This window comes from Cohnella nanjingensis (assembly GCF_014212125.1).
Taxonomy (GTDB): Bacteria; Bacillota; Bacilli; order Paenibacillales; family Paenibacillaceae; genus Cohnella; species Cohnella nanjingensis.
Genome location: NZ_JACJVP010000024.1, coordinates 149931 through 170092, shown reverse-complemented (window position 1 = coordinate 170092; position 20162 = coordinate 149931). Strand labels below are relative to the sequence as shown.

Below are 20162 nucleotides of genomic sequence, written 5' to 3'. Positions count from 1 at the left end.
TGGCTAGTTGGAGCCCTTCCTGGATCAGGTGCCGCAGAACGTTCGATAAGGGCGGCCGGATCGCGCAGGCGGCGCGGCGTAAGGATCCTGTTCGGGAGCGTACGCGTAGGGACGCGACAGCGCCTCGAGCAGTCTCTCCATCACGCTGTAGTCGCCTTCGTTCACCGCGGCTTCCAGCGCCTCTTCGACCCGGTGGTTGCGCGGGATGACCGCGGGGTTGCGGCTGCGCATCAACTGAAGCGAGGCGGATGGGGTCTCCTCCTGCCTGCCCAGTCTGGCCTGCCACAGCTCGTGCCACCGGGCAAATTCGGCGGTGCCCTGCAGGACCGTATCCTCCGGCTTCTCCAGGGTAAGCGCGCGGAACGTATTGGTGTAGTCCGCCCCATGCTTCTGCATCATCTGGAGAAGGTCCTCGATGAGGGATTCGTCCTGCGGCTCTTCGTTAAAGATACCCAGCTTATGCCTCATCCCCGCGAGCCAATGGCGGCGATACTGCTCGGCGAACCCCGACAGCGCGTCCTCGGCCTGCCGGACGGCAACTTCTTCGTCGTCATGCAGCAGCGGCAGGAGGCTCTCGGCGAATCTCGCGAGATTCCATGCGGCGATAGGCGGCTGATTGCCATAGGCATAGCGGCCCTGCCTGTCGATGGAGCTGAATACCGTCGCGGGGTCATAGGTATCCATGAAGGCGCAAGGACCGTAATCGATCGTCTCTCCGCTCAGCGCCATGTTGTCGGTGTTCATCACGCCGTGAATGAAGCCGACGAGCTGCCACTGGGCGATCAGCGCGGCCTGACGCTGGATCGCTTCCCTAAGGAGGAGCAGATAGCGGTTCCCGCCGGCCTCCGTGGCCGCCGCTTCCGGATAATGTCTCTCCAAGGTGTAATCGGCCAGGGCGCGAAGATCCTGGACCGTGCCCCAGTTGGCCGCGTATTGAAAGGTGCCGACGCGAAGATGGCTGGCCGCCACGCGGGTCAGAACGGCGCCCGGGAGCTCGGTCTCGCGGTAGATGGACTCCCCTGTCGTCACGACCGCCAGGCTGCGGGTGGTCGGGATCCCCAGCGCATGCATGGCTTCGCTGATGATGTATTCGCGCAGCATCGGTCCAAGCGCCGCCCGCCCGTCGCCTTGGCGGGAGTACGGCGTGACGCCCGAACCCTTCAGCTGAATATCGACCCGCTCCCCTTGGAGAGCGATGTGCTCGCCGAGCAGCACCGCCCGGCCATCCCCGAGCAGGTTGAGATACCCGAATTGATGCCCGGCATAAGCTTGGGCCAGCGGCTCGGCTCCCTCGGGAATCCGGTTGCCGGCGAGCGCCTCTACGCCTTCGTCGCGCCGCAGCGCTTGGACGTTCAACCCGAGGGAGGCGGCCAACGCCTCATTCAGAACGCCGAGCTCCGGCGAACGCACGGGGGTCGGTTCGAGCCTAGTGTACAAGATCGCCGGCAGACGGGCGTAGCTGTTATCGAAATGCCATCCGGCCTCTACGCTTGCTTCCTTCTCTGTCATCTTATCCTCCTCCACCACCCAGCAGCCTCTTTAGGGTTGGCTTATATCCGTCTATTATACCCTTTCTTGGCATTGGAGAGGCGAATCCCGGACGGATGTACGGGCTATCGGCAGCAAACGCACGACCACCGACGGGATGCATGCGGACAATCGGGGGAATGTCTTCTACACAATGCTGGAAGGCAAGGGCGTCGGCTTCTATCCCCCCTCCACCAACACGTTCCATGACGACGCCGATTGACGATCATGTGCTGCCTTTGACGCGGAAAGCAAATAGGACTATTTGTCAGTAGGCGTACTCTCGCTCGACCTTGCAGATCCGGACCTTGTAGCTCTCGTACCAGACCTGCTTGCCCTTGTCTTGCGCCGCTAGATGGGCTTGATTCTGCTTCCAGTTGGTGATCGCCTCGAGGCTATCCCAGTAGGAGACGGTGATGCCGGCGCCCGAAGCGTCCCTGACGCTCTCCACGCCCAGGAAGCCCGGCTGCTCGCCCGCCAACTGCTCCATCCGGTCGGCCATGCTGCCGTAGCCTTGATCTCCCTCCGTGCGTTGGCTCGTGAAGATTACCGCGTAATACGATCCGTTCGTCCCCAGTTCCATGACAGCCCCGCTCCTCTCATACAAGAACGCTTCTCCGGCGGCGAAGAAGGTGCTCGAATTCGTCGCGGCCATGAAAGCAAAGCAGTCTTAGTCCGCAAAGTGCCGGATATTATCTGTCAATCTCGTTCGAGAAACTGCGCTTGCCCGCTCTATCCGCGCGGGTCCAACGCCAAGAGCCCGGCATACGCTGCCGGGCTCTTGATCTTCTTACACTAAGAGATGAAGGTGCCTTTATTCGTGAATCCGAAGGAGAATCTCGCCCAGCGTCTTCATCGCTTCCTGCTCCCCTTCGCCGTCGATCTCCAGCGTCACTTCATCGTGAGCGGCGACGCCGAGGGTGAGCATGCTGAGCGAGCTCTTGCCGTTGACCTTCTTGCCCTTGCTCAGCACGCTGATCTTGCAGGGGAACTTGCCCGCCGCCTCGACGAATGTCTTGATCGGGCGGACGTGGAGGCCCGTCGGGCTCGTGACCGTGAAAGATTGCGTAATCATGCGTGAATTCCCCCTTCCAACTGTTGCTGTACGAAGCTCTGAACTTCCCGGTGGCCGCGCAGCGACAGCGCCTGCCGGGACAGCGACTGCCAGTCGCCATGCGACAGCGAGCCGATGCGCTCGCGCGCCGGGAGGATCGAGCCCGCGCTCATGCTGAATTCGTGCAAGCCGAGACCGAGCAGCAGCGGGATCGCCGTCAGGTCGCCCGCCATCTCGCCGCACACGCCGACCCACTTGCCCTCCGCGCGCGCCGCGTCGATGACGTGGCGGATGAGGCGCAGAATGGACGGGTGGCATGGCTGATACAGATAGGACACCGTCTCGTTCATCCGGTCGGCGGCCATCGTATATTGAATCAGATCGTTCGTGCCGATGCTGAAAAAGTCCGCTTCCTTCGCGAACAGATCCGCCGACACGGCCGCCGATGGCACTTCGATCATCATGCCGACTTCGATGGTCTCCGATACTTCGACGCCGGAAGCGACGAGCTGCGTCTTCTCTTCTTCGAGAATCCGCTTGGCCTCCAGCAGCTCCTCCAGCACGGCGATCATCGGGAACATGATCTTCAGGTTCCCGTAACGGCTAGCCCGCAGCAGCGCGCGAAGCTGGGCGCGGAAGACGTCCTGCCGCTCCAGGCAGAGGCGCAGCGCCCGCTGGCCGAGGAACGGATTGCTCTCCTTCGGCAGATCCAGGTAAGGAAGCTCCTTGTCCCCACCGATGTCGAGCGTCCGGATGACGACCGGCTTGCCCGCCATTTTCTCCAGGACGTACTTGTAGCTCTGGAACTGCTCCTCTTCGGTCGGCAGCTCGCTGCGTCCCATGTAGAGGAACTCCGTGCGGAACAGCCCGATCGCTTCGGCGCCGTTGTCGAGCGCTTTCTGGACGTCCTCCAGCTTGCCGATGTTGGCCGCGATCTCGACCCGGTGCCCGTCGGACGATACCGAAGCCCGCTTCGCCCACTGCCTTAGCTCGGCTTGGCGCCGGTCGTACTGGGCCTTCTTCTCCGTATACGCAGCCAGCTCTTCCGGGCTCGGATCGACCAGCAGCACCCCTTCGGTCGCATCCATCACGAGGATGGCGCCGGCAGGAATGCCGCGGACGCCGGCCCCGGCGCCCACGATCGCGGGAACGTCCAGGGAACGGGCCATAATCGCCGAATGGGACGTGCGGCTACCGATCTCGGTGACGAAGCCCCGCACGACTGCCAGATTCAATTGCGCCGTATCGGACGGCGTCAGGTCGGACGCCACGACGACGCATTCTTCGGCGAGCTGCGACAGATCGCCGCCTTGAACGCCCCGCAGCGCGTTTAGAATACGCCCGCTAACGTCGCGCACGTCGGCGGCGCGTTCCCGCAGCGCCTCGTCTTCGAGCTGGCCGAGCGCCTCGATGAACGTCTGCGCCACCTCGTGCAGCGCGTATTCGGCGTTCACCGCCTCCTCCCGAATCTGCCCCTCGACCGTCTCGATCAGATCGGGGTCCTCCAGGATGAGCAGATGCCCTTCGAAGATCGCGGCTTTCTCAGCGCCCAGCTTCTCCTCCACGGATGCCCGGATGCGCTCGATCTCGCCCTGCGCTTGACGAACCGCAGCGCGGAACCGCTCGACTTCCCGCTCCGGCTCCTCCGCCGGGCTCCTGACCGGCACATACGTCTCCGCGTTCAGGACGACCGCGCGGGCGATCGCGATTCCCGAAGAAGCGGCAATTCCTTCAATCTTCCGAGTCATGCGTTCTCCCTCCTTACGCATCGTGACGTTCCGGCTTGTGCGGCAGCGCAGAGGCGCCCGTCTCGGGGTGCAGCCGACCGAGCGCCTCATAGGCGAGGGTCACGGCGTCGTGCAGCGGATGGCCGGCCGGGATGCCCGTATAGCGAACCAGCGTCTCGCTGAGCCCTTGCTCCCGCAGCGACCGCTGAAGCTCGGCCGCCTCCGGGTCGTCCGCATAGTCGAACCGCAGCGCGGCGGCCATCGCGCCGGTCAAGCCGGCCGTGCCGATGCCGAGCTCCTGCGCCAGCATCGCCGGCCGGACGAGCCGGTCGTTCGCCGCCAGCTTGCGGATCGGAGACCGGCCGACGCGCACGACTTCGTCGGTCAGATAAGGGTTGCGGAAGCGTTCGATGATTTGATCGATATAATGGCCGTGCTCCGTCTCGTCGAAGCCGTATTGGCGGACAAGTACCGCACCCGTCTCTCCCAGTACCCCGCGAACTAGTGCGACGATCTCCTCGTCCCGCATCGCCTCCTGAATGGTGGCGTATCCTTTCAAATATCCGTGATAGGCGGCGCTGCAATGCCCCGTATTGACCGTGAATAGCTTGCGCTCGATATAAGGCCCGAGCCGGTCGACATAATGAACGCCGTCCAGGAGCGGATAACCTTCCGGCAGGGCAGAGCGGTCGACCACCCATTCATAGAACGGCTCGACCGTCACCTGCAGCGGGTCTTCGTGCTGCTGAAGCGGCACGATCCGGTCCACCGCCGCGTCGGGGAACGCGATCCGCCCGGCCGCCCGCTCTTGAAGCGCCGGGGACAGATAACCGTACACGTGCTGCTTCAGCGCCGTGCTGCCGCCGATCGCATTCTCGCAGGCGATGACCGCCAGCGGGGCGACCCCGGCCGCTCCCGCGCCCGATGCTCCCCCCAGCCGCAGCTCGATCCCCTTCGCGATGCTCTCGGCGATATAGGGCAGCGCCGTCAGGCCGACCGCCGTCGTCACCAGATCGGCTTCGGCGATCGCCCGCGCGACGCGCTCCGTCTCCCGGCCGTGGATCGCCGATACGCCGCTGACGGTCGTCGTCTCCGCTTCCTCGTTCGCCAGCGTCACCCGATAAGCTCCGCGCTCGTTCAGCAGGGACACCCGCTCCTCGCTCACGTCGACGAATCGGAGCTCATAGCCCGCCCGGGACAGCAGCAGGCCAATAAAGCCGAGACCGATGTTGCCGGCGCCGAAATGGACCGCCTTCATAGTTCCATCCCTTCTTCGAAGATCGCGATAAGCTCCTCTTCGGAAGAGGCCTGAAGGATGCGCTGCATGTCGTCTTCCTCCGCTACGAGAACGGCGACGCTGGACAGCACGTCCAGATGCTCCTCGCCCACCGCTGCGAGTCCGATGACGAGGTTTGCCCGCTCCTCGCCGAAGTCGACGCCTTCGGGCACGACCAGCACGGACATCCCGGTGGAGCGGATCAGCGGCTTGGCGTCGTTCGTGCCGTGCGGCATCGCCAATCCCCCGCCGATGTAGGTGGAGGAGACGCCCTCCCGCTCGATCATTTTGTCGACATAAGCTTCGGGCACGTGCCCCGCGTCGACAAGCAGCTGGCCGGCCAGCCGGATCGCTTCGTATTTATCCTTTACTTGGACGTTCAGCTTCACTTTTTCTCTGGACAAGATGCTCATATTCATTCTCTCCATTCTCTAATGTCCTCATAAAACTCTCCAGCTCCCGCGAGATAAAGGCTTTGATCGCATCCGCGTCGGCCTCCTCCAACAGCCGGATCATCTCCGGCTGCAGCAGCATGGCGCTGATCTCGCTCAGCACCTCCAGACCGGGACGGTCCAGCTGCCGGGGCGCCAGCATCAACAGAATCTGCCGTACCTCGTCCTTGCCTTCCGCCCCCAGGAAGAGCGGCGGATCCAGACGAAACAAGGACAAGACAGGCTTGCGTACCCATTCGCTCCTCGTATGAAACAGCACCAGCTTCGTATCCGTTATGAGCTGACTGCCGTGACGCTCCCGCTCGATCAGCTGCTCGACCAGCCGTTCCTCGTTCTCCAGGTTCCCCTTCGGCGACACCTCCGCCAGCACGGCCGTCAGGACGGCCCGCAGATCCCGGCTTCGGTCGCCGAGCTCCAAGGGATACACCTCGAACGGATCGAGCACCTGCACGATCTCCGACGTGTACGCGCTCATCCGCCGCAGCCGCTCGAGCGGCCCCGCCTCGTCCTTCGGCCCGGCCGCGGGCGGCGGCGGGGCGGCGGCGAGCTTGCGGATGTAGGCCCGCAGCTTCTCCGCCTCTTCGCTCGTCAGCAGCGGACTGAGCTTGATGTAGCGGCCCGGCTCCACCGGTAGATCAACCGTCGAGACGATCAGATCGTAACGGTCTTGCGGAATCCGCGCGGCCTCGTACCAAGAATAGTTCCCGATCAGGTCGATCTGCGGAATCTCCTTGTTGATGCGGACCGCGAGCAGCTTGGAGGAGCCGATGCCGCTCGTGCATACGAGCAGGGCGCGCACGCTTCTCGGGAACATCTTCCACCGTTCCATGGCGGCGCCGAAGTGCATCACCAAGTAGCCGATCTCCTCGTCGGGGACTTCGATGTCCCGCAGCGCCTCGTCCGTGCCGGACCGGACCGCGGCGAACAGCGGCGCGTAATCTTTGCGAATCTGCGGAAGCAGCGGATTGCGGATCGCTTCCCCTTCGCGCAGCCGCTCCAGCGCCGGTCCCAGATGCCGGACGAGTCCGTCCAGCAGCGAACGGTCCTTGTCGAAGGAAACGTCGATCCGCTTCCCCACCGCCCGAATCAGATCGACCGCCGACTCCGCCAGCGTCACTCCATACATCTCCAGAGGCGTAGCGGAAGGCGGCGGCGCGGCCTCCTTCACTTCGTCGATCAGCCGCTGCACATAGGCCTTCTCGGCATCCGGCCAATCGATGCCGAACGCCTGCGCGAACCGTTCGAGCTTCGGCGACGGCGACCCCGCTTGGACGCCCGTCTCTTCGGAGGGCGCGATCCAATGCTGCGCCCGCATCCGCGCGAACGCCACGGAGAGACGGATCAACAGCCGGGTGTAGGCGGTGTCCGACAGGCGGTTCGGCCAGCCCTCCTCGATCTTCCACAGCAGCTGCTCGATGTCCAAAATATGTTTTTTGCCGGCCATACGGAGCAGTTGGGCGGTGACGGGGCCCGCAGACGGCGCTTCCGGCGAAGCTCCGAACAGATCCGATTCGTCTAGATACGTCTGGGCCATCATGGCGATCAGACTGCGCTTCGCGGACTCCTCGCCGGCGATCTCCACCCCGTACCCTCTTCTGCGGACCAACTCCAGCCCGTTCTTGCGCAGCTGCGGCTCCATCTCGTCCAGATCCCGGGCGATCGTCGGGATCGCCGCATGCAGCGTATGCGCGAGCGCGTAGAGCTTGACCGGCTCGGCTTCCTCCAGCAGCCGGCAGAGGATGAGCGTCTTGCGCTCCTCCGACGAGTAGTTGGCGGAGACGGAGGCGCCGAGCAGCCGCTTGAACCGCGCCACATCCTCTTCCTTGCCATGGATGGAGATGCCGATGCCGGACTTCTTGACGAGAGACAGCCGGTTCTCGTGCAGGATGGGCTCCAGCTCCTGAATCTCCCGATGAACGGTTCTCGTGCTGATCTGGAGCTCTTCCGCGATCTCTCCGGCGGTCACTTCCCCTTGCCGCTTGAGCAGCACTTCCAATAGGCGGCGCTGCCGATTGGAGACGATCATGGCCGACATTTCCCCTTCCAAGTAAAGACGGCTTTGCCGCCTTTCTAGCGGCGACACGTTTTTATCGGAGGTCATACAGAGATGAATAGGCATAAAATCTATACATTCTGTATGACCAAGTAAAGACGGCTTTGCCGCCTTTCCAGCGGCGACACGTTTTTATCGGAGACGGACCGGCAAAGGATAGGAGAAGCTTATCCTTACGGATACGCCGAGAAATGGACACAACGCCGACGTCGAATCCGTCAGCGCTGCGCCCTCCAGCTCCTCTATTCCGTATCAATCGCGACTCAGCCGTTCGACGAGCTCGTCGTACTCCCTCGCTTTGAGGAAGTCGTCGATGGAGATGTGCTCGGCGTCCGGCGCTTTTAATTTTGCGCGATCCGTTAACGTTTTATGGGTGACGATAATGTCCGCATCGGACGGGATGTCGCTGATGGCCGTATTCGTGACGGTGACCGGAATCTGCGCTTTGTTCAGCTTCTTCCTCAAGATGGAGGCGCCCATCGCGCTCGACCCCATTCCGGCGTCGCAGGCGAATACGATCTTGTTCACGTCGGCGTTGGCCTTCACGACGGTCGCTGCCGCCGCGCTTGCCGCCGGAACGGGTTGGCCTTTGGACTGCGCCTTCATCTCCTTCATCTTCTCGGACGCCGCCTCGAGGTCGCCTTCTTGCGTTTGCTTGCCCGTCTTCAGCAGGACCGAAGCCACGAGGAAGGAAGCTATCGCCGCCGTGAGCACGCCGCTCAGGACGGGAAGCAGGCCGCCCTTGGGCGCCATGGCCATAAAGGCGAAGATGCTGCCCGGCGAAGGCGTGGCCACCAGTCCCGCTCCGAACGTCGAGAACGTGAGCGTACCGACGATGCCCCCCGAGATCGCGGCCAGAATGAGGCGCGGATTCATCAGGATATACGGGAAGTAGATCTCATGAATACCGCCCAGGAAATGAATGATGACGGCGCCCGGCGCGGATTGCTTGACCATGCCCCGGCCGAACACCCAGTAGGCGAGCAGGATACCAAGGCCCGGACCGGGGTTCGACTCCAGCATGAACAACAGCGACTTGCCGGTCTGGGACGCCTGTTCGAGGGCGATCGGGCCGAGCACGCCGTGGTTGATGGCGTTGTTCAGGAACAGCACCTTGCCCGGTTCGATCAGGATGTTCGCGAGTGGGATCAGGTGGTTGTTCACGAGGAACTCGACGCCGTTCGCCAGCCCTCGGCTGATCGCTTCGACGACCGGGCCGATGCCCTTGAACGCCGCGATCGCTAGCAATCCGCCGATGATGCCGGACGAGAAGTTGTTCACCAGCATCTCGAAGCCGGAGCGGATCTTGCCGTCGATGAGCCGGTCGAACCGCTTCAGAATGACGGCAGCCAATGGACCCATGATCATGGCGCCGAGGAACATCGGGATGTCGCTGCCGACGATGACGCCCATCGTGGCGGTGGCGCCGATGACCCCGCCCCTCGTGCCGTGCACCATCTGCCCGCCGGTGTAGCCGATCAGCAGCGGCAGCAGATACGTGATCATCGGGCCGACCAGTTTGGCCAGCGTCTCGTTCGGGATCCACCCCGTAGGAATAAACAGAGCCGTAATCAGCCCCCATGCGATAAACGCTCCGATGTTCGGCATGACCATGCCGCTCAGAAACCGGCCGAAGCGTTGAATCGCGACTTTGATGCGGCCCTCTGGAGCCGGAAGCGCTTGCTCCGCTTGACTCATGTGCAACCTCCTCCTCTATCGTGTTCACACTGCGGTGTGAGTAAGATTGTGATCTGGATCTATCATACCGAGAAAGCGCTTGCAGGATCAACGAAAGGAAAACCAGCTTTCGTCATCAAAGCTGTTGACAGGATTTATTGTTGTGATATTCATGGAAAAATAAACAGGCATTTTTTATGCTGGAACGGCAATAGGCCATACTCTAATTTTCCCGACGGATCGTTTAATCATACCTGCAACTTTTATACCCGCTTAACAACATTTGCGTTCATATCAAATCTTAGCGAGTTATTCTAAGCTAAACTTCAATAGAGGAGGAAAGTAGAATATGAGATCAAGTTTCGTTCAGAAGCTCACATGGACAGCACTAGCCGCGCTCTTGGTGTTATCGAACTTTTTCGGTTATTCGCCAAGCAAGGCGTCGGCTGCTAATGCCGACGGTTCGCTGACCGTCGCAGAGGCTATTGCCAATAACAGCGGGACCGGCACGGTGGAAGGGTATATCGTCGGGCATGCAACCGGTTCTTTAACGGCCAACTTTCAAGCCCCATTCTCCAATGATCTAAACCTCTTAATCGGGGATGCTTCGGGTGAACGCGACAAAGCAAAATTACTGGACGTCCAACTTTCAACGGCTTATCGCTCGCAATTCGGACTTCAAACCAATCCTAGTATCATCGGGAAAAAAGTAAAAGTAACAGGTGCTTTAGCCGCTTACAATAATTTTCCGGGATTAAAGTCGCCTACCGCCCTTGCTATTGTTGATGACTCTACTCCTCCAGATCCAACAGATCCAACAAACCCAACAGATCCAACAGATCCAACAGTTCCAGTCCCTCCGCTGCCGAATGGAACTGGCAAGAAGGTCCTCTTCGACAACACGCATGCCCAAACGGCCGGCGCGGCCGACTGGGTCATTGACGGCGGATTCTCCGATTTCGCCGACGGACTAAAAGCTGACGGCTTTACCGTAGAGTCGCTTGACCGCCCGATCCCGTATACGTTTGGCGAGCAAGCCGTCACCTACGACAAACTAAAAAATTACGACGTTTTCATTATCGGAGAAGCAAATATTCCCTTTAAGAAATCCGAACAAGATGCGATGCTTCAATACACGAAAGAAGGCGGAAGCATCTTCTTTATCTCCGATCATTACAACGCGGACCGCAATAAAAACCGTTGGGATGCTTCGGAGGTATTTAACGGTTACCGTCGCGGCGCATGGGACAATCCGGCCAAAGGAATGTCGGCCGAAGAAGCGGCATCCCCGGCGATGCAAGGCTTGCAAAGCTCGGATTGGTTGGGTCAAAACTTCGGCGTCCGCTTCCGCTACAACGCGCTTGGCGATGTCGATAACTTGACTGACGTAGTAAAGCCGGACCAATCGTTCGGAATTACCGCAGGGGTCGGCTCCGTAGCGATGCATGCAGGTTCCACGCTTGCGATCATGGATCCGACCAAAGCAAAAGGACTCGTCTATGTTCCAACGAACGTTCCTGCCTGGGCGAATGCCGTAGACAGCGGCATTTACAGCGGCGGAGGCCGTGCGGAGGGTCCGTTCGCGGCCGTATCCAAACTGGGTGCGGGGAAAGCAGCCTTTATCGGCGACTCCTCTCCGGTAGAAGACGCAACGCCGAAATATTTGCGAGAAGATACGGGTGCGAAGAAGACAACCTATGACGGGTTCAAAGGCGAAGCCGATGATGCCACTTTCCTGGTGCATACCGTCGAATGGTTAGCGAATCATGAAAGCTACACCAGCCTGAATCAAGTAGCAGGGCTTCAATTGGATCAACCGACCCAACTGCTCGCCAGCGAAACGCCTGCTCTGTCGACGGAGCCTCAGCCGGAACCTTGGGCCCCGCCGAATGCCGGTTACAAGTGGTACGACCCTTCTACTTTTAGATCGGGTTCTTATGGATCCACGCAGCAGCCCCCGGTTCAAGGGCAATATAAATTCGTCCGCCAGAGCACGCTGCCGAACGCGGAGCAGTTCCAAATTCGCGTAACGGCGGACAACCTCTTGCCTGGACAAACCGTCTCGAATCTGTCCGTAGGTATATACCTGGCTGGAGGAACCCAGGTAGCCAAATTCCAAAATGCGGACGGCACCTGGCCTACCGGCTACGGATATAGCGCAAGCTTCTCCGCTACGGCCGACGCCGCGGGTCACGCCTATAAAGACTTAACCGTTCAGATCAACCCGTCTGCAGTTGGCCAAGCTAGCTTAAGACTGAAGGTCAACGGCAACAACGAAATTACGGAAACCGTATCGATTGCCAACGTGCCTGCTGAACCGTTGCCGACGGATCAACCGCCGGTTCCGGGGAAAATCTCCATCGCGGACGCTCGTCATGCGGCGGAAGGCAATCTCGTAACGGTTGAAGGCATCATCACTTCGGAGCCGGGAGCATTCGGCGGTCAAGGATTCTATGTACAGGACGATACGGCCGGAATCTACGTGTTCCAAAGCGCAACGGGTTATCATGCCGGCGATAAGATCTCGATCAGCGCGAAGATAACGGCCTTTAACACCGAGCTGGAATTAACAGACCCTGTTGTCCTTAAGAAAATCGGGACAGCCAGCCTGCCGGCAGCCATCGTTCAACCGGCGCTTAACGAGGATAATCAAGGCCGTCTGGTGAAGCTGGAGAATGTCACGATTCAAAACTATATCACGGCAACGCCTGCCGGTTCCTTTGAATTCGACGTCGTGAACGGCGCAAGCGCCACTCACGTGCGCGTGGACGGTCGAACCGGAATCAACTTCGACGGATTTAAATCCGCGTTTCCGGCGGGAAGCCAAGTCGGCATCTCAGGCATCTCCTCCATCTTTAAGGGCGTCTACCAGCTTAAACCGCTTGCGATCGGCGCCGTAGAGCTCGCGGATGCCATCGCTCCGACGACATCCGTTCAAGTGGAAGGCGTCTCCGGAGAGAACCACTACAATCGCCAAGCGGTTACGCTCACTTTTACCGCAACGGATAACGTAAATGGCGTCGGCGTAGCGAGAACCGAATATCGATTAAACGAAGGAGAATGGCTCGTCGTTCAAGGTCCGGTGTCCATCTCCAATGAAGGAAAGAACGTCATCGCGTATCGCTCCATCGATAAAGCCAACAATGTCGAAGATGCCCAAACCGTCCAAATCTGGATCGATCAAACGGCGCCGGCGGTTTCCTCTGCTGGATCCACGTCATTCTATCAAACGGATTCCAATGTGAAATTGGTCGTCACGGCATCGGATAACTTGAGCGGCGTGAAAGCCATTGCTTACGCCTTAGACGGCGTAAACATCGGATCCATCGATAAGATTTCACCGCTTGCGTTATCCGCCGGGAACCATGCGCTTATCATTACGGCTGAAGACTTTGCGGGGAACAAGTCGGACACGACCCTAACGTTAACATCCGTTATGGATATGAATCACTTAGGTGCCCTCCTCTCCATCGGGGAGAGCAACAAGTGGATTGCCAATCATAGCACGGCTCAAAGCCTGCAATCCAAAGTGAAGAACATCCAGAAAGCAAATAAAGATAAAAATCAGATGAAAATGTTCGAAGATCTTATTCAAGCCATAACCAAAGACAGCGGAAAGTCGATCGATGCGAAATTCGCTGAATTCCTGTTAAATGATCTGAAATATATAAAAGCAAACGGATTGTAAGGCGAGGGGCTGTCTCCACAGCCAAATCTGAGCAATGGCGGGGCAGAGCGTTATTTCTGCCCCGCCGTTTTTTTGGAGAAATTCTTGAGGGAATGGTTCATGCTGCGATTCCGGCAGATAAATATGTCGTATCCAATTTCGCGCTCGAACCCTTCATGCAGGAAAGCGCTATGCTATTTGCTAGGGCATTAACCCCCTAGACTTTTTTAGAGATAGCGACAGTAAGTACAGACAGACATATTCCCTAAATTCCTTGACAGGAATATTCTTATTGAGGTATATTGAATCCAGAACCAGTACCAATCAAATCCAAAAAAGGAGAGCGATATCATGAACCAAGAAGTGACCTCGTTTATTGAAAACCTTAATCCCTGGCAGGTGGAGGTATGCGGCAAGCTTCGCCGGATGGTCCATGAAGTAATTCCGGAAGTCGAAGAGAAGATTCAGTACAAGAAACCGCATTTTCTGAAGAACGGACAGTTTGCAGCAGTCATTTCCCCGGCCAAGGATGCCATTGCATTTATGATCATGAACGCGAATGGCCTTGACGTTCCTAAAGGTTTCGAGGGTCCGGCTGAACGTAAGTGGCTTAAGATCCGCGAAAGCGATAACCCCGACTACGATTTGCTATCAAAACTACTGACGAAAGCATCTAGTTCATTGTGATCCATCGCATCGGGAGGGGAGGGGGAGCGAATAAAAGCTGCAACCCTGAGTGCGCTGGCTGAACCCAACCGATTGCAGATCGTGGAGCTGTTGCGAGAGGGTCCTCATACGGTCGGAGAGATTGCGGACGGACTTCGGATTCATCAGCCGCAAGCGTCCAAGCATCTAAAGGTCCTTAGCGAAGCCGGCATTGTGGAAGTGCGTCCCGAGGCTAATAGACGTTACTATCGTTTGAGGCCGGAACCACTAAAGGAAATCGACGAATGGCTGGCATCGTTCCGAGGGATGGAAGACCGGGTTGACCGACTAGTCGACTATTTGAACGAACTGAACAACGGAGGAAGGGGATAAGATCCCTTTACCTAATAGAGGAGGAATCATATTTATGGAAAAGTTAAATCAAGGATTGCTGCTTACTCGTGAATTCAATGCGCCGCGAAAACTGGTCTTTCAGGTTTGGACGGATCCCGCGCATTTTGGGAAATGGTGGGGACCGCAAGGCTTTTCGCTCGAGATAGCCAAAATGGATGTCCGGCCCGGCGGGGAGTTCTTTGGCTGCCAGAAGTCTCCGGACGGCAACCACGTGATGTGGGGCAAATTCGTCTATCGAGAAGTAAACGAGCCGGAAAAGCTAGTGTTCGTTCAATCCTTCTCCGACGAACAGGGGAATACGATCCGGGCGCCATTCAACCCGAACTGGCCGCTTGAAATTCTGAATATTTTAACGCTCGAAGAGAAAGACAACAAGACGACGCTGACGTTGCAAGGCGGGCCGCTAAACGCTTCCGACGAGGAGCAAGCCGCATTCGACGAGATGGCGCCAATGGTCAAACAAGGCTTCGGCGGTACGTTCGATCAACTGGCCGACTACCTGGCAAGCCAACTGTAAAAGTAAATTTGGGAGAGGATGAGTCGGCGCTAAAGCCGACTCATCCTCTCCCAAATGCTAGGGGCTAAACCCTAGCATTTTAAACCTCGGGACGATTCCTCTTGGTTGGAATCGACTGTCGCTTACTGCGATGCAGGCGTATAAGTGACCGTGTGCGTGACTTCAGTCGTCTTGCCGAGGTTGTTGCTCGCTACAATCTTGAACGTGTTGGCGCCAGGATTCAACGTGACATTCAAGCTGGTGGAATAATTGATTAGTTGATCGTTCACGTACACCTTCGGAGCGCTGTCATTGTCGTCGGTGACCGTCCAGGTGAGCGTGATCGTCTGCGAAGTCGTCGTCTCCGGCGCGTAGCCCAGGACGAGCTTCGGTCCGGTCGGCTCGAACACGATCGTGCGCGAATCTTCGGTCGTCGCGCCGGCGCTGTTCACGGCTCTGAACTTGATCGTGTTGGACCCCGGCGTCAGCGTGATGGTCGCGCTGCTGCCATAGACCTGCTGATCATTCACGTACACTTTCGGGTAGTTGTCGTTGCTGTCGCTTACCGTCCAGCTCACCGTTACGGTCTTCTTGTCCGTCGTGGACGGGACGGATTGGATGACCAGCGCAGGTCCGCTGTTCGAAAACGTGATCTCCGCCGTCTTCTCCGTCGACTTGCCTTGCTTGTTGACCGCGCGAACGGTGATCTTGTTCAACCCCGGCTGCAGGGAGACGGTCGCGCTGCTGCCGTAGGCTTGCTCTCCGTTCACGTACACCTTCGGAGAGGTGTCGTTCTTGTCCTGGACCGTCCAGCTGACGCGGACGGAATTCTTGTTCGTCGTGGCCGGCAGTGGATCGACCGTCAGCGTCGGCGCCGCTCCGTTCAGGACGACCGTCTTCGTCACTTCGGTCGTCTTGCCCAGGCTGTTCACGGCCTTGAACGAGAGCGTGTTGGCGCCTTCGCGCAGGCTGACCGTCGTGGACGTGCCGTACAGTTGCTGCCCGTTCAGATAGACCTTGGGCGAGGAATCGTTCTTGTCCTGCACGGTCCAGGTCACGTTCAAAGTATCCTTGTCCGTGGATTCCGGCACGTTCATTACGTTCAGCGTCGGACCGTTGCCTTGGAAGACGACGTGCTTGACCACCTTGGCCGACTTGCCGGCGCTGTTCTCCGCGATGACGGTGATCTCGTTGTCGCCGTCATTCAGGCTGACCGTGGTGGAGCCGGAGGAGCTGTACTGCTTTTCCCCGTTCACATAGACGACTGGAGAAGGGTCGTTGCTGTCCTTGACGGTCCAGGTGACCGTGATCGTCTTCTTGTCGGTTGTCTCCGGCACGCCGTTCACGGTGAGCGTAGGCGCACCCTTCTCGTACTTCACCGTCTTCGTCACGTTCTCCGTCTTGCCCCCGGCCAGTCGCGCGGAGATCGTGTACGTGTAGGTTCCTTCTTCGTTCAGGCGGAAGCCCTCACGGAACTGCCCTTGCGTGACTTGAACTTCCTTGTTGTTAATGAAGACCTTGGCGCCCTTGGTCACGTCGCCGGTGATGTAGAAGGTCGGCGTCTGCGTCGTCTCCGGGACGGAGACGTTCAGCGCGAGCCCTTGCTGGCTGTCGCCCGCGGCTCCCTTGATGACCCGGTACAGCAGCGCGGCGGCTTCGGCGCGGGTCACCCCTTGGTTCGGCCGGAAGGTGCCGTCCTCGTAGCCGGTCACAAGCTTGTTCTCCACGGCGAGCGCCACATAGGTTTGCATGTTCGGCGACACCTTGTCACCGTCGTAGAAGCGATCCAGCACGCTATCGTCCTGCAGATCGTCCGGCTGGTAGCCGAGCGTCTTCACGAGCGCGACCGCCACATCCTCCCGCGTCGCGCTGGCGGTCGGATCGAAGAATGCCTTGCCTGACGGCGGATAATACCCCGTCAGGAAGTCCTTCGAAGCTTCGATGTCCGAGTACGACCATCTCGACTTCGCCACGTCCGCGAACGTCGGCGTCGTACCCTCCTCCGGCAAGTCCAGGTAGAACGCGCGCGTGATCAGCGCCGCGAATTCCTCCCGCGTCACCGCCTTCTTCGGCTTAAACGAATTGTCCGAGTACCCCTTGATCAGCCCCACCTCAGACATGCTGATGATCTGAGGATACGCCCAGTAGGACACGCCTACGTCATAGAATACGATAGCCGCACTTGCGCGATACGGCACAACTAGCGTCACCATCAGTAGCAATGCCGAAAATAAGAGCCCTGCCTTTTTCTTCATGTCACGACACTCCCTGCCCCCAAAGTTCTACATAGGTTGATAGAATGATGTAGATAGGACTACTATAGCAGAGAAATTTTGGGAGCGTTGTCGAATGGTGTCGTTTAATTTACCTTGGTTCAAACGCTTACTTTTCTGAAAAGCAAAAGAGGCTCGACTCCACTCTTCACAAAACTTTTCCATCGGAATTTTTGTTTCTCATTTTTAGAAGCCTATTTGTTTAATGGAAAGTAAGTTATGAGTCCATTAAAAAAATCGAAGCCATTGAATATGGCTTCGATGCAGCATCCCTTACAACGCTCAGGATTTATGACCAAACAAAATTAATATGACCAAATCTGCTTTTTAAACTAAGACAGTATTCGTTTTCACTATCTTTTGATAATCCTAATTCTGTATAATAGCTTGCTTTCTCTTCATCCTGCAAATGCAAACATAACCATGCTATTCTTGAGCAGTCTGTTGCAGAAGCTTCAACAATTCTACTCTCTAACAGATCCAATAATTTTTTTGCCAGAACTCGTTTTTCTTCCGAATCAATATCCAACAATCTTTCTCTAAGAAAACCATTAAATTTATTTGCAACATTACTTATTTCGTAATACGGTCTGTTACCAATCATACATTTTTCGATTAACGCATGTATTACACCTTGCATGTCATCTATGCCTTCATTTAATTCTGCAATTCTACTCCAAACTCTAACTGTTTCTTCACTTTCAGGTGCATACTCTAAATATTTCTGCAAATAATGTTTTACAAGCTCTACTTTATTTTCATTTTCGAATTCTTCGACCAAATTTGCAATATTAATCCATGCCGCGGAATAGTGGCGTGCAATAAATTCAAGCATCGGTAAATAATCTTTCAACCTGCTAGGTGTACCGTCGAGTGTCCTTTTTAGATTAGAAAATAGCCGATGAATTCTAGGTTTAAGCCCGTGACGTATATCGGTATTTTGGGTCGCACCAAAGTATTGCAAAAACTCTGTTGCTGATTCAATTAATGCTTTTGATTGATCAACAGATAGCTTTCTTTTTCCAAATATCGAAGCTGCAATCGGTACATTAATAAACAATTCATTATCATTATCAGATGTAGCTATTTCTATAAAAGAAACCCTACTTAATTCTTCAATAGCTTCTTGGGGATCAAAACGATCATCTTCCGTCCTCGTTCTTAACATAACTGCTTCTACTGCAAGGTATGGCAGAGTGGATCTCCAATTACATAATGTGAGAAAAACTCTTTTAGCACCGGGAGACAACATCATATATGTTCTCTCAAATAGAGCATCTAAAATATCATCTCTACTTGCTATCACTTGATCTAACGGCCTTCTAATTCCAGGTTTGGACATCTCCCCTAATGCAATTTTAACAACATAGGGATGTCCTTCGGATTTTCTAAATAACTCTTGTAAATCCTTTTCCTCCAAAATTGACATGTTAAGTCTTTTGGTAGTTGCAGTTACAAGTTCACGAAATTCAGGTTCTAACATACCTTTTACTTCAATGGGATAATCTCCTTTAAACTCACGGTGTCTTGTAGTTATCAAGATTTTATTAGGGCTTCTAATAAACGTATCGAGTTGTCTAAATAGTTCAACCGGATTAGCCACAGTCTCAAAATTATCAAAAACAAATAGAGTTGGACCTACATCAGTTTTTGTCAATTGGGCCAAGAAATCATCAACTTGAATTTGAGTCTTTTCCTCAAGTTTAGATTTATCAACAAGTTTCCAATATTCTCGTGCCATTTCTTGTAACGTCAACACTTGAGGTTTTACTTGTTTTGCTCCCGTTTCCTTCAAGTCAATATCTCTAGAACTAAACCACAATATTGATTGATAACGAGATTCTAACATAATCTCATTAAGCACTTTTAAGGCGGCAGAAGTTTTACCAACTCCTCCTCGGCCAAGTAATGTAACAACCGGATGTCTATCATTAATTAGTATGGGATATATTTCTTCCTCAATTTTACGTTTAACATACCCATCAACAACAGGAGGAAGATTAGTAAAACATTTCCCACGAACGTCTAGCTCATCTAGTCCGTCAGTTTCACTATTAGGTAAAGGTGTTAATATTCGCTTATAAATATCCGAATTACCTAACTGTACTCTACCAGTAAAGTAAGACAAGAGTTCATATTTTTTCTCTGTAAAGCCACCATTTGCAATAAATAAATCATCTGATTCAGATTCAAATTCAATCAACTCTATATGTTTAGGCTTACCAAAATAGATATATACTCCATTAGTAAAATCATATTCTTTTGCCGATTTCAAATAATTAAAAGACTCGATATTCTTACTCAACGGTTGGACATTATACTTGCCAGATAAGTTTTGTTTTAAAAAAACCCACTGTCGTTTAAAAATTAATAATTCTTCAAGAAATGGAGCCATTGATTCTTCTAAATATTTAATTATTAGTGATGCCGTTTCTGAAGTTAAAGCACCATGACCTCTTGTTTTATTCCGTAAACGTGCAAATAATTCAAACCAACTCATTCCATCCCAATTGGTTTGGATTGTTGGAATAAGTATTTTTAACGATTCATAAAGTTGCTTAGCTGAATCATTATGCCAACTTGTTTTGCGAATCTCACTTAATTGTCTTTTTTCCTCGAATGCCTCATCAATAATGTAGGCGGCTCCTGGCCCATGCAAAATATTAAAAAGAATTTGCACCCAATCGCCTATTCCACTTACTCTAACAAGATTATGTAGAGATCTATACCTATGTTCCTCCCGTTCTTCCTCAACAGCCGACAAAATTCCTAGTGTTGTAAGCTTGATAAACATTTCACCTAAGTTAAGCAAGTCATTAAAGTGAGTAAAAGGAGATTCTTTTTTTCCATTTTCAACACGTTCTTTCATTCTATTAAACGGAATAAAATCCATAAGACAAC

14 protein-coding genes and 1 pseudogene are annotated in these 20162 nt (G+C 55.5%); 5 read left to right on the top strand and 10 right to left on the bottom strand.

Annotation, left to right across the window (positions count from 1 at the left end; genetic code table 11):
• Positions 1–24 precede the first annotated feature (24 nt).
• Positions 25–1509 (bottom strand): protein adenylyltransferase SelO, encoded by a 1485-nt coding sequence (locus H7C19_RS14600; protein WP_185143394.1) that lies wholly within the window; start codon positions 1507–1509, stop codon positions 25–27.
• A gap of 97 nt (positions 1510–1606) precedes the next feature.
• On the opposite strand from H7C19_RS14600, the pseudogene H7C19_RS35870 reads away from it, so the two are divergent.
• Positions 1607–1735 (top strand): annotated as a pseudogene (locus H7C19_RS35870) (L-dopachrome tautomerase-related protein); the annotation flags it as partial.
• A gap of 60 nt (positions 1736–1795) precedes the next feature.
• On the opposite strand, the gene H7C19_RS14595 reads toward H7C19_RS35870, so the two are convergent.
• The 7 genes from H7C19_RS14595 to H7C19_RS14565 form a co-directional block, all read right to left on the bottom strand.
• Positions 1796–2110 carry an antibiotic biosynthesis monooxygenase family protein gene (locus H7C19_RS14595; RefSeq protein ID WP_185143393.1) on the bottom strand — a complete coding sequence of 105 codons (315 nt, stop codon included), beginning with the start codon at positions 2108–2110 and terminating at the stop codon, positions 1796–1798.
• A 231-nt stretch (positions 2111–2341) separates the two neighbouring features.
• Positions 2342–2602 carry an HPr family phosphocarrier protein gene (locus tag H7C19_RS14590; RefSeq protein ID WP_185143392.1) on the bottom strand — a complete coding sequence of 87 codons (261 nt, stop codon included), beginning with the start codon at positions 2600–2602 and terminating at the stop codon, positions 2342–2344.
• The gene (gene ptsP / locus H7C19_RS14585) at positions 2599–4329 is read right to left on the bottom strand and encodes a phosphoenolpyruvate--protein phosphotransferase (RefSeq protein WP_185143391.1); all 1731 of its coding nucleotides are present in this window, start codon (positions 4327–4329) and stop codon (positions 2599–2601) included. The genes H7C19_RS14590 and ptsP overlap by 4 nt, the downstream gene beginning before the upstream one ends.
• A gap of 13 nt (positions 4330–4342) precedes the next feature.
• Positions 4343–5566, bottom strand: a complete 1224-nt coding sequence (locus H7C19_RS14580) for a mannitol-1-phosphate 5-dehydrogenase (protein ID WP_185143390.1) — start codon at positions 5564–5566, stop codon at positions 4343–4345.
• Positions 5563–5997 (bottom strand): PTS mannitol transporter subunit IIA, encoded by a 435-nt coding sequence (locus H7C19_RS14575; RefSeq protein ID WP_185143389.1) that lies wholly within the window; start codon positions 5995–5997, stop codon positions 5563–5565. The genes H7C19_RS14580 and H7C19_RS14575 overlap by 4 nt, the downstream gene beginning before the upstream one ends.
• A complete protein-coding gene (locus tag H7C19_RS14570) occupies positions 5945–8062 on the bottom strand; it encodes a BglG family transcription antiterminator (RefSeq protein WP_185143388.1) in 2118 nt (705 codons plus the stop codon). The genes H7C19_RS14575 and H7C19_RS14570 overlap by 53 nt, the downstream gene beginning before the upstream one ends.
• A gap of 279 nt (positions 8063–8341) precedes the next feature.
• Complete coding sequence (locus H7C19_RS14565) at positions 8342–9787, bottom strand: PTS mannitol transporter subunit IIBC (RefSeq protein ID WP_185143387.1); 1446 nt, start codon at positions 9785–9787, stop codon at positions 8342–8344.
• 328 nt (positions 9788–10115) lie between these two features.
• Between H7C19_RS14565 and H7C19_RS14560 the strand changes: the two genes are divergently transcribed.
• The 4 genes from H7C19_RS14560 (at position 10116) to H7C19_RS14545 (ending at position 15009) form a co-directional block, all read left to right on the top strand.
• Complete coding sequence (locus H7C19_RS14560; protein ID WP_185143386.1) at positions 10116–13454, top strand: DUF6359 domain-containing protein; 3339 nt, start codon at positions 10116–10118, stop codon at positions 13452–13454.
• Between the two features lie 330 nt (positions 13455–13784).
• The gene (locus tag H7C19_RS14555; RefSeq protein WP_185143385.1) at positions 13785–14120 is read left to right on the top strand and encodes a DUF1801 domain-containing protein; all 336 of its coding nucleotides are present in this window, start codon (positions 13785–13787) and stop codon (positions 14118–14120) included.
• 30 nt (positions 14121–14150) lie between these two features.
• Positions 14151–14471 carry an ArsR/SmtB family transcription factor gene (locus tag H7C19_RS14550; RefSeq protein WP_185143555.1) on the top strand — a complete coding sequence of 107 codons (321 nt, stop codon included), beginning with the start codon at positions 14151–14153 and terminating at the stop codon, positions 14469–14471.
• 34 nt (positions 14472–14505) lie between these two features.
• Positions 14506–15009 carry an SRPBCC family protein gene (locus H7C19_RS14545; RefSeq protein ID WP_185143384.1) on the top strand — a complete coding sequence of 168 codons (504 nt, stop codon included), beginning with the start codon at positions 14506–14508 and terminating at the stop codon, positions 15007–15009.
• 122 nt (positions 15010–15131) lie between these two features.
• On the opposite strand, the gene H7C19_RS14540 is transcribed toward H7C19_RS14545, so the two are convergent.
• The gene (locus H7C19_RS14540) at positions 15132–17201 is read right to left on the bottom strand and encodes an S-layer homology domain-containing protein (RefSeq protein WP_221469247.1); all 2070 of its coding nucleotides are present in this window, start codon (positions 17199–17201) and stop codon (positions 15132–15134) included.
• Between the two features lie 349 nt (positions 17202–17550).
• Complete coding sequence (locus H7C19_RS14535) at positions 17551–20154, bottom strand: NB-ARC domain-containing protein (RefSeq protein ID WP_185143382.1); 2604 nt, start codon at positions 20152–20154, stop codon at positions 17551–17553.
• Positions 20155–20162 lie beyond the last annotated feature (8 nt).

Bases quoted from the DNA above. Each gene is read 5' to 3' on its own strand.
- H7C19_RS14600 (WP_185143394.1), bottom strand. From the start codon at position 1,509: ATGACAGAGAAGGAAGCAAGCGTAGAGGCCGGATGGCATTTCGATAAC.
- H7C19_RS14595 (WP_185143393.1), bottom strand. From the start codon at position 2,110: ATGGAACTGGGGACGAACGGATCGTATTACGCGGTAATCTTCACGAGC.
- H7C19_RS14590 (WP_185143392.1), bottom strand. From the start codon at position 2,602: ATGATTACGCAATCTTTCACGGTCACGAGCCCGACGGGCCTCCACGTC.
- ptsP (WP_185143391.1), bottom strand. From the start codon at position 4,329: ATGACTCGGAAGATTGAAGGAATTGCCGCTTCTTCGGGAATCGCGATC.
- H7C19_RS14580 (WP_185143390.1), bottom strand. From the start codon at position 5,566: ATGAAGGCGGTCCATTTCGGCGCCGGCAACATCGGTCTCGGCTTTATT.
- H7C19_RS14575 (WP_185143389.1), bottom strand. From the start codon at position 5,997: ATGAGCATCTTGTCCAGAGAAAAAGTGAAGCTGAACGTCCAAGTAAAG.
- H7C19_RS14570 (WP_185143388.1), bottom strand. From the start codon at position 8,062: ATGATCGTCTCCAATCGGCAGCGCCGCCTATTGGAAGTGCTGCTCAAG.
- H7C19_RS14565 (WP_185143387.1), bottom strand. From the start codon at position 9,787: ATGAGTCAAGCGGAGCAAGCGCTTCCGGCTCCAGAGGGCCGCATCAAA.
- H7C19_RS14560 (WP_185143386.1), top strand. From the start codon at position 10,116: ATGAGATCAAGTTTCGTTCAGAAGCTCACATGGACAGCACTAGCCGCG.
- H7C19_RS14555 (WP_185143385.1), top strand. From the start codon at position 13,785: ATGAACCAAGAAGTGACCTCGTTTATTGAAAACCTTAATCCCTGGCAG.
- H7C19_RS14545 (WP_185143384.1), top strand. From the start codon at position 14,506: ATGGAAAAGTTAAATCAAGGATTGCTGCTTACTCGTGAATTCAATGCG.
- H7C19_RS14540 (WP_221469247.1), bottom strand. From the start codon at position 17,201: ATGGTGACGCTAGTTGTGCCGTATCGCGCAAGTGCGGCTATCGTATTC.
- H7C19_RS14535 (WP_185143382.1), bottom strand. From the start codon at position 20,154: ATGGATTTTATTCCGTTTAATAGAATGAAAGAACGTGTTGAAAATGGA.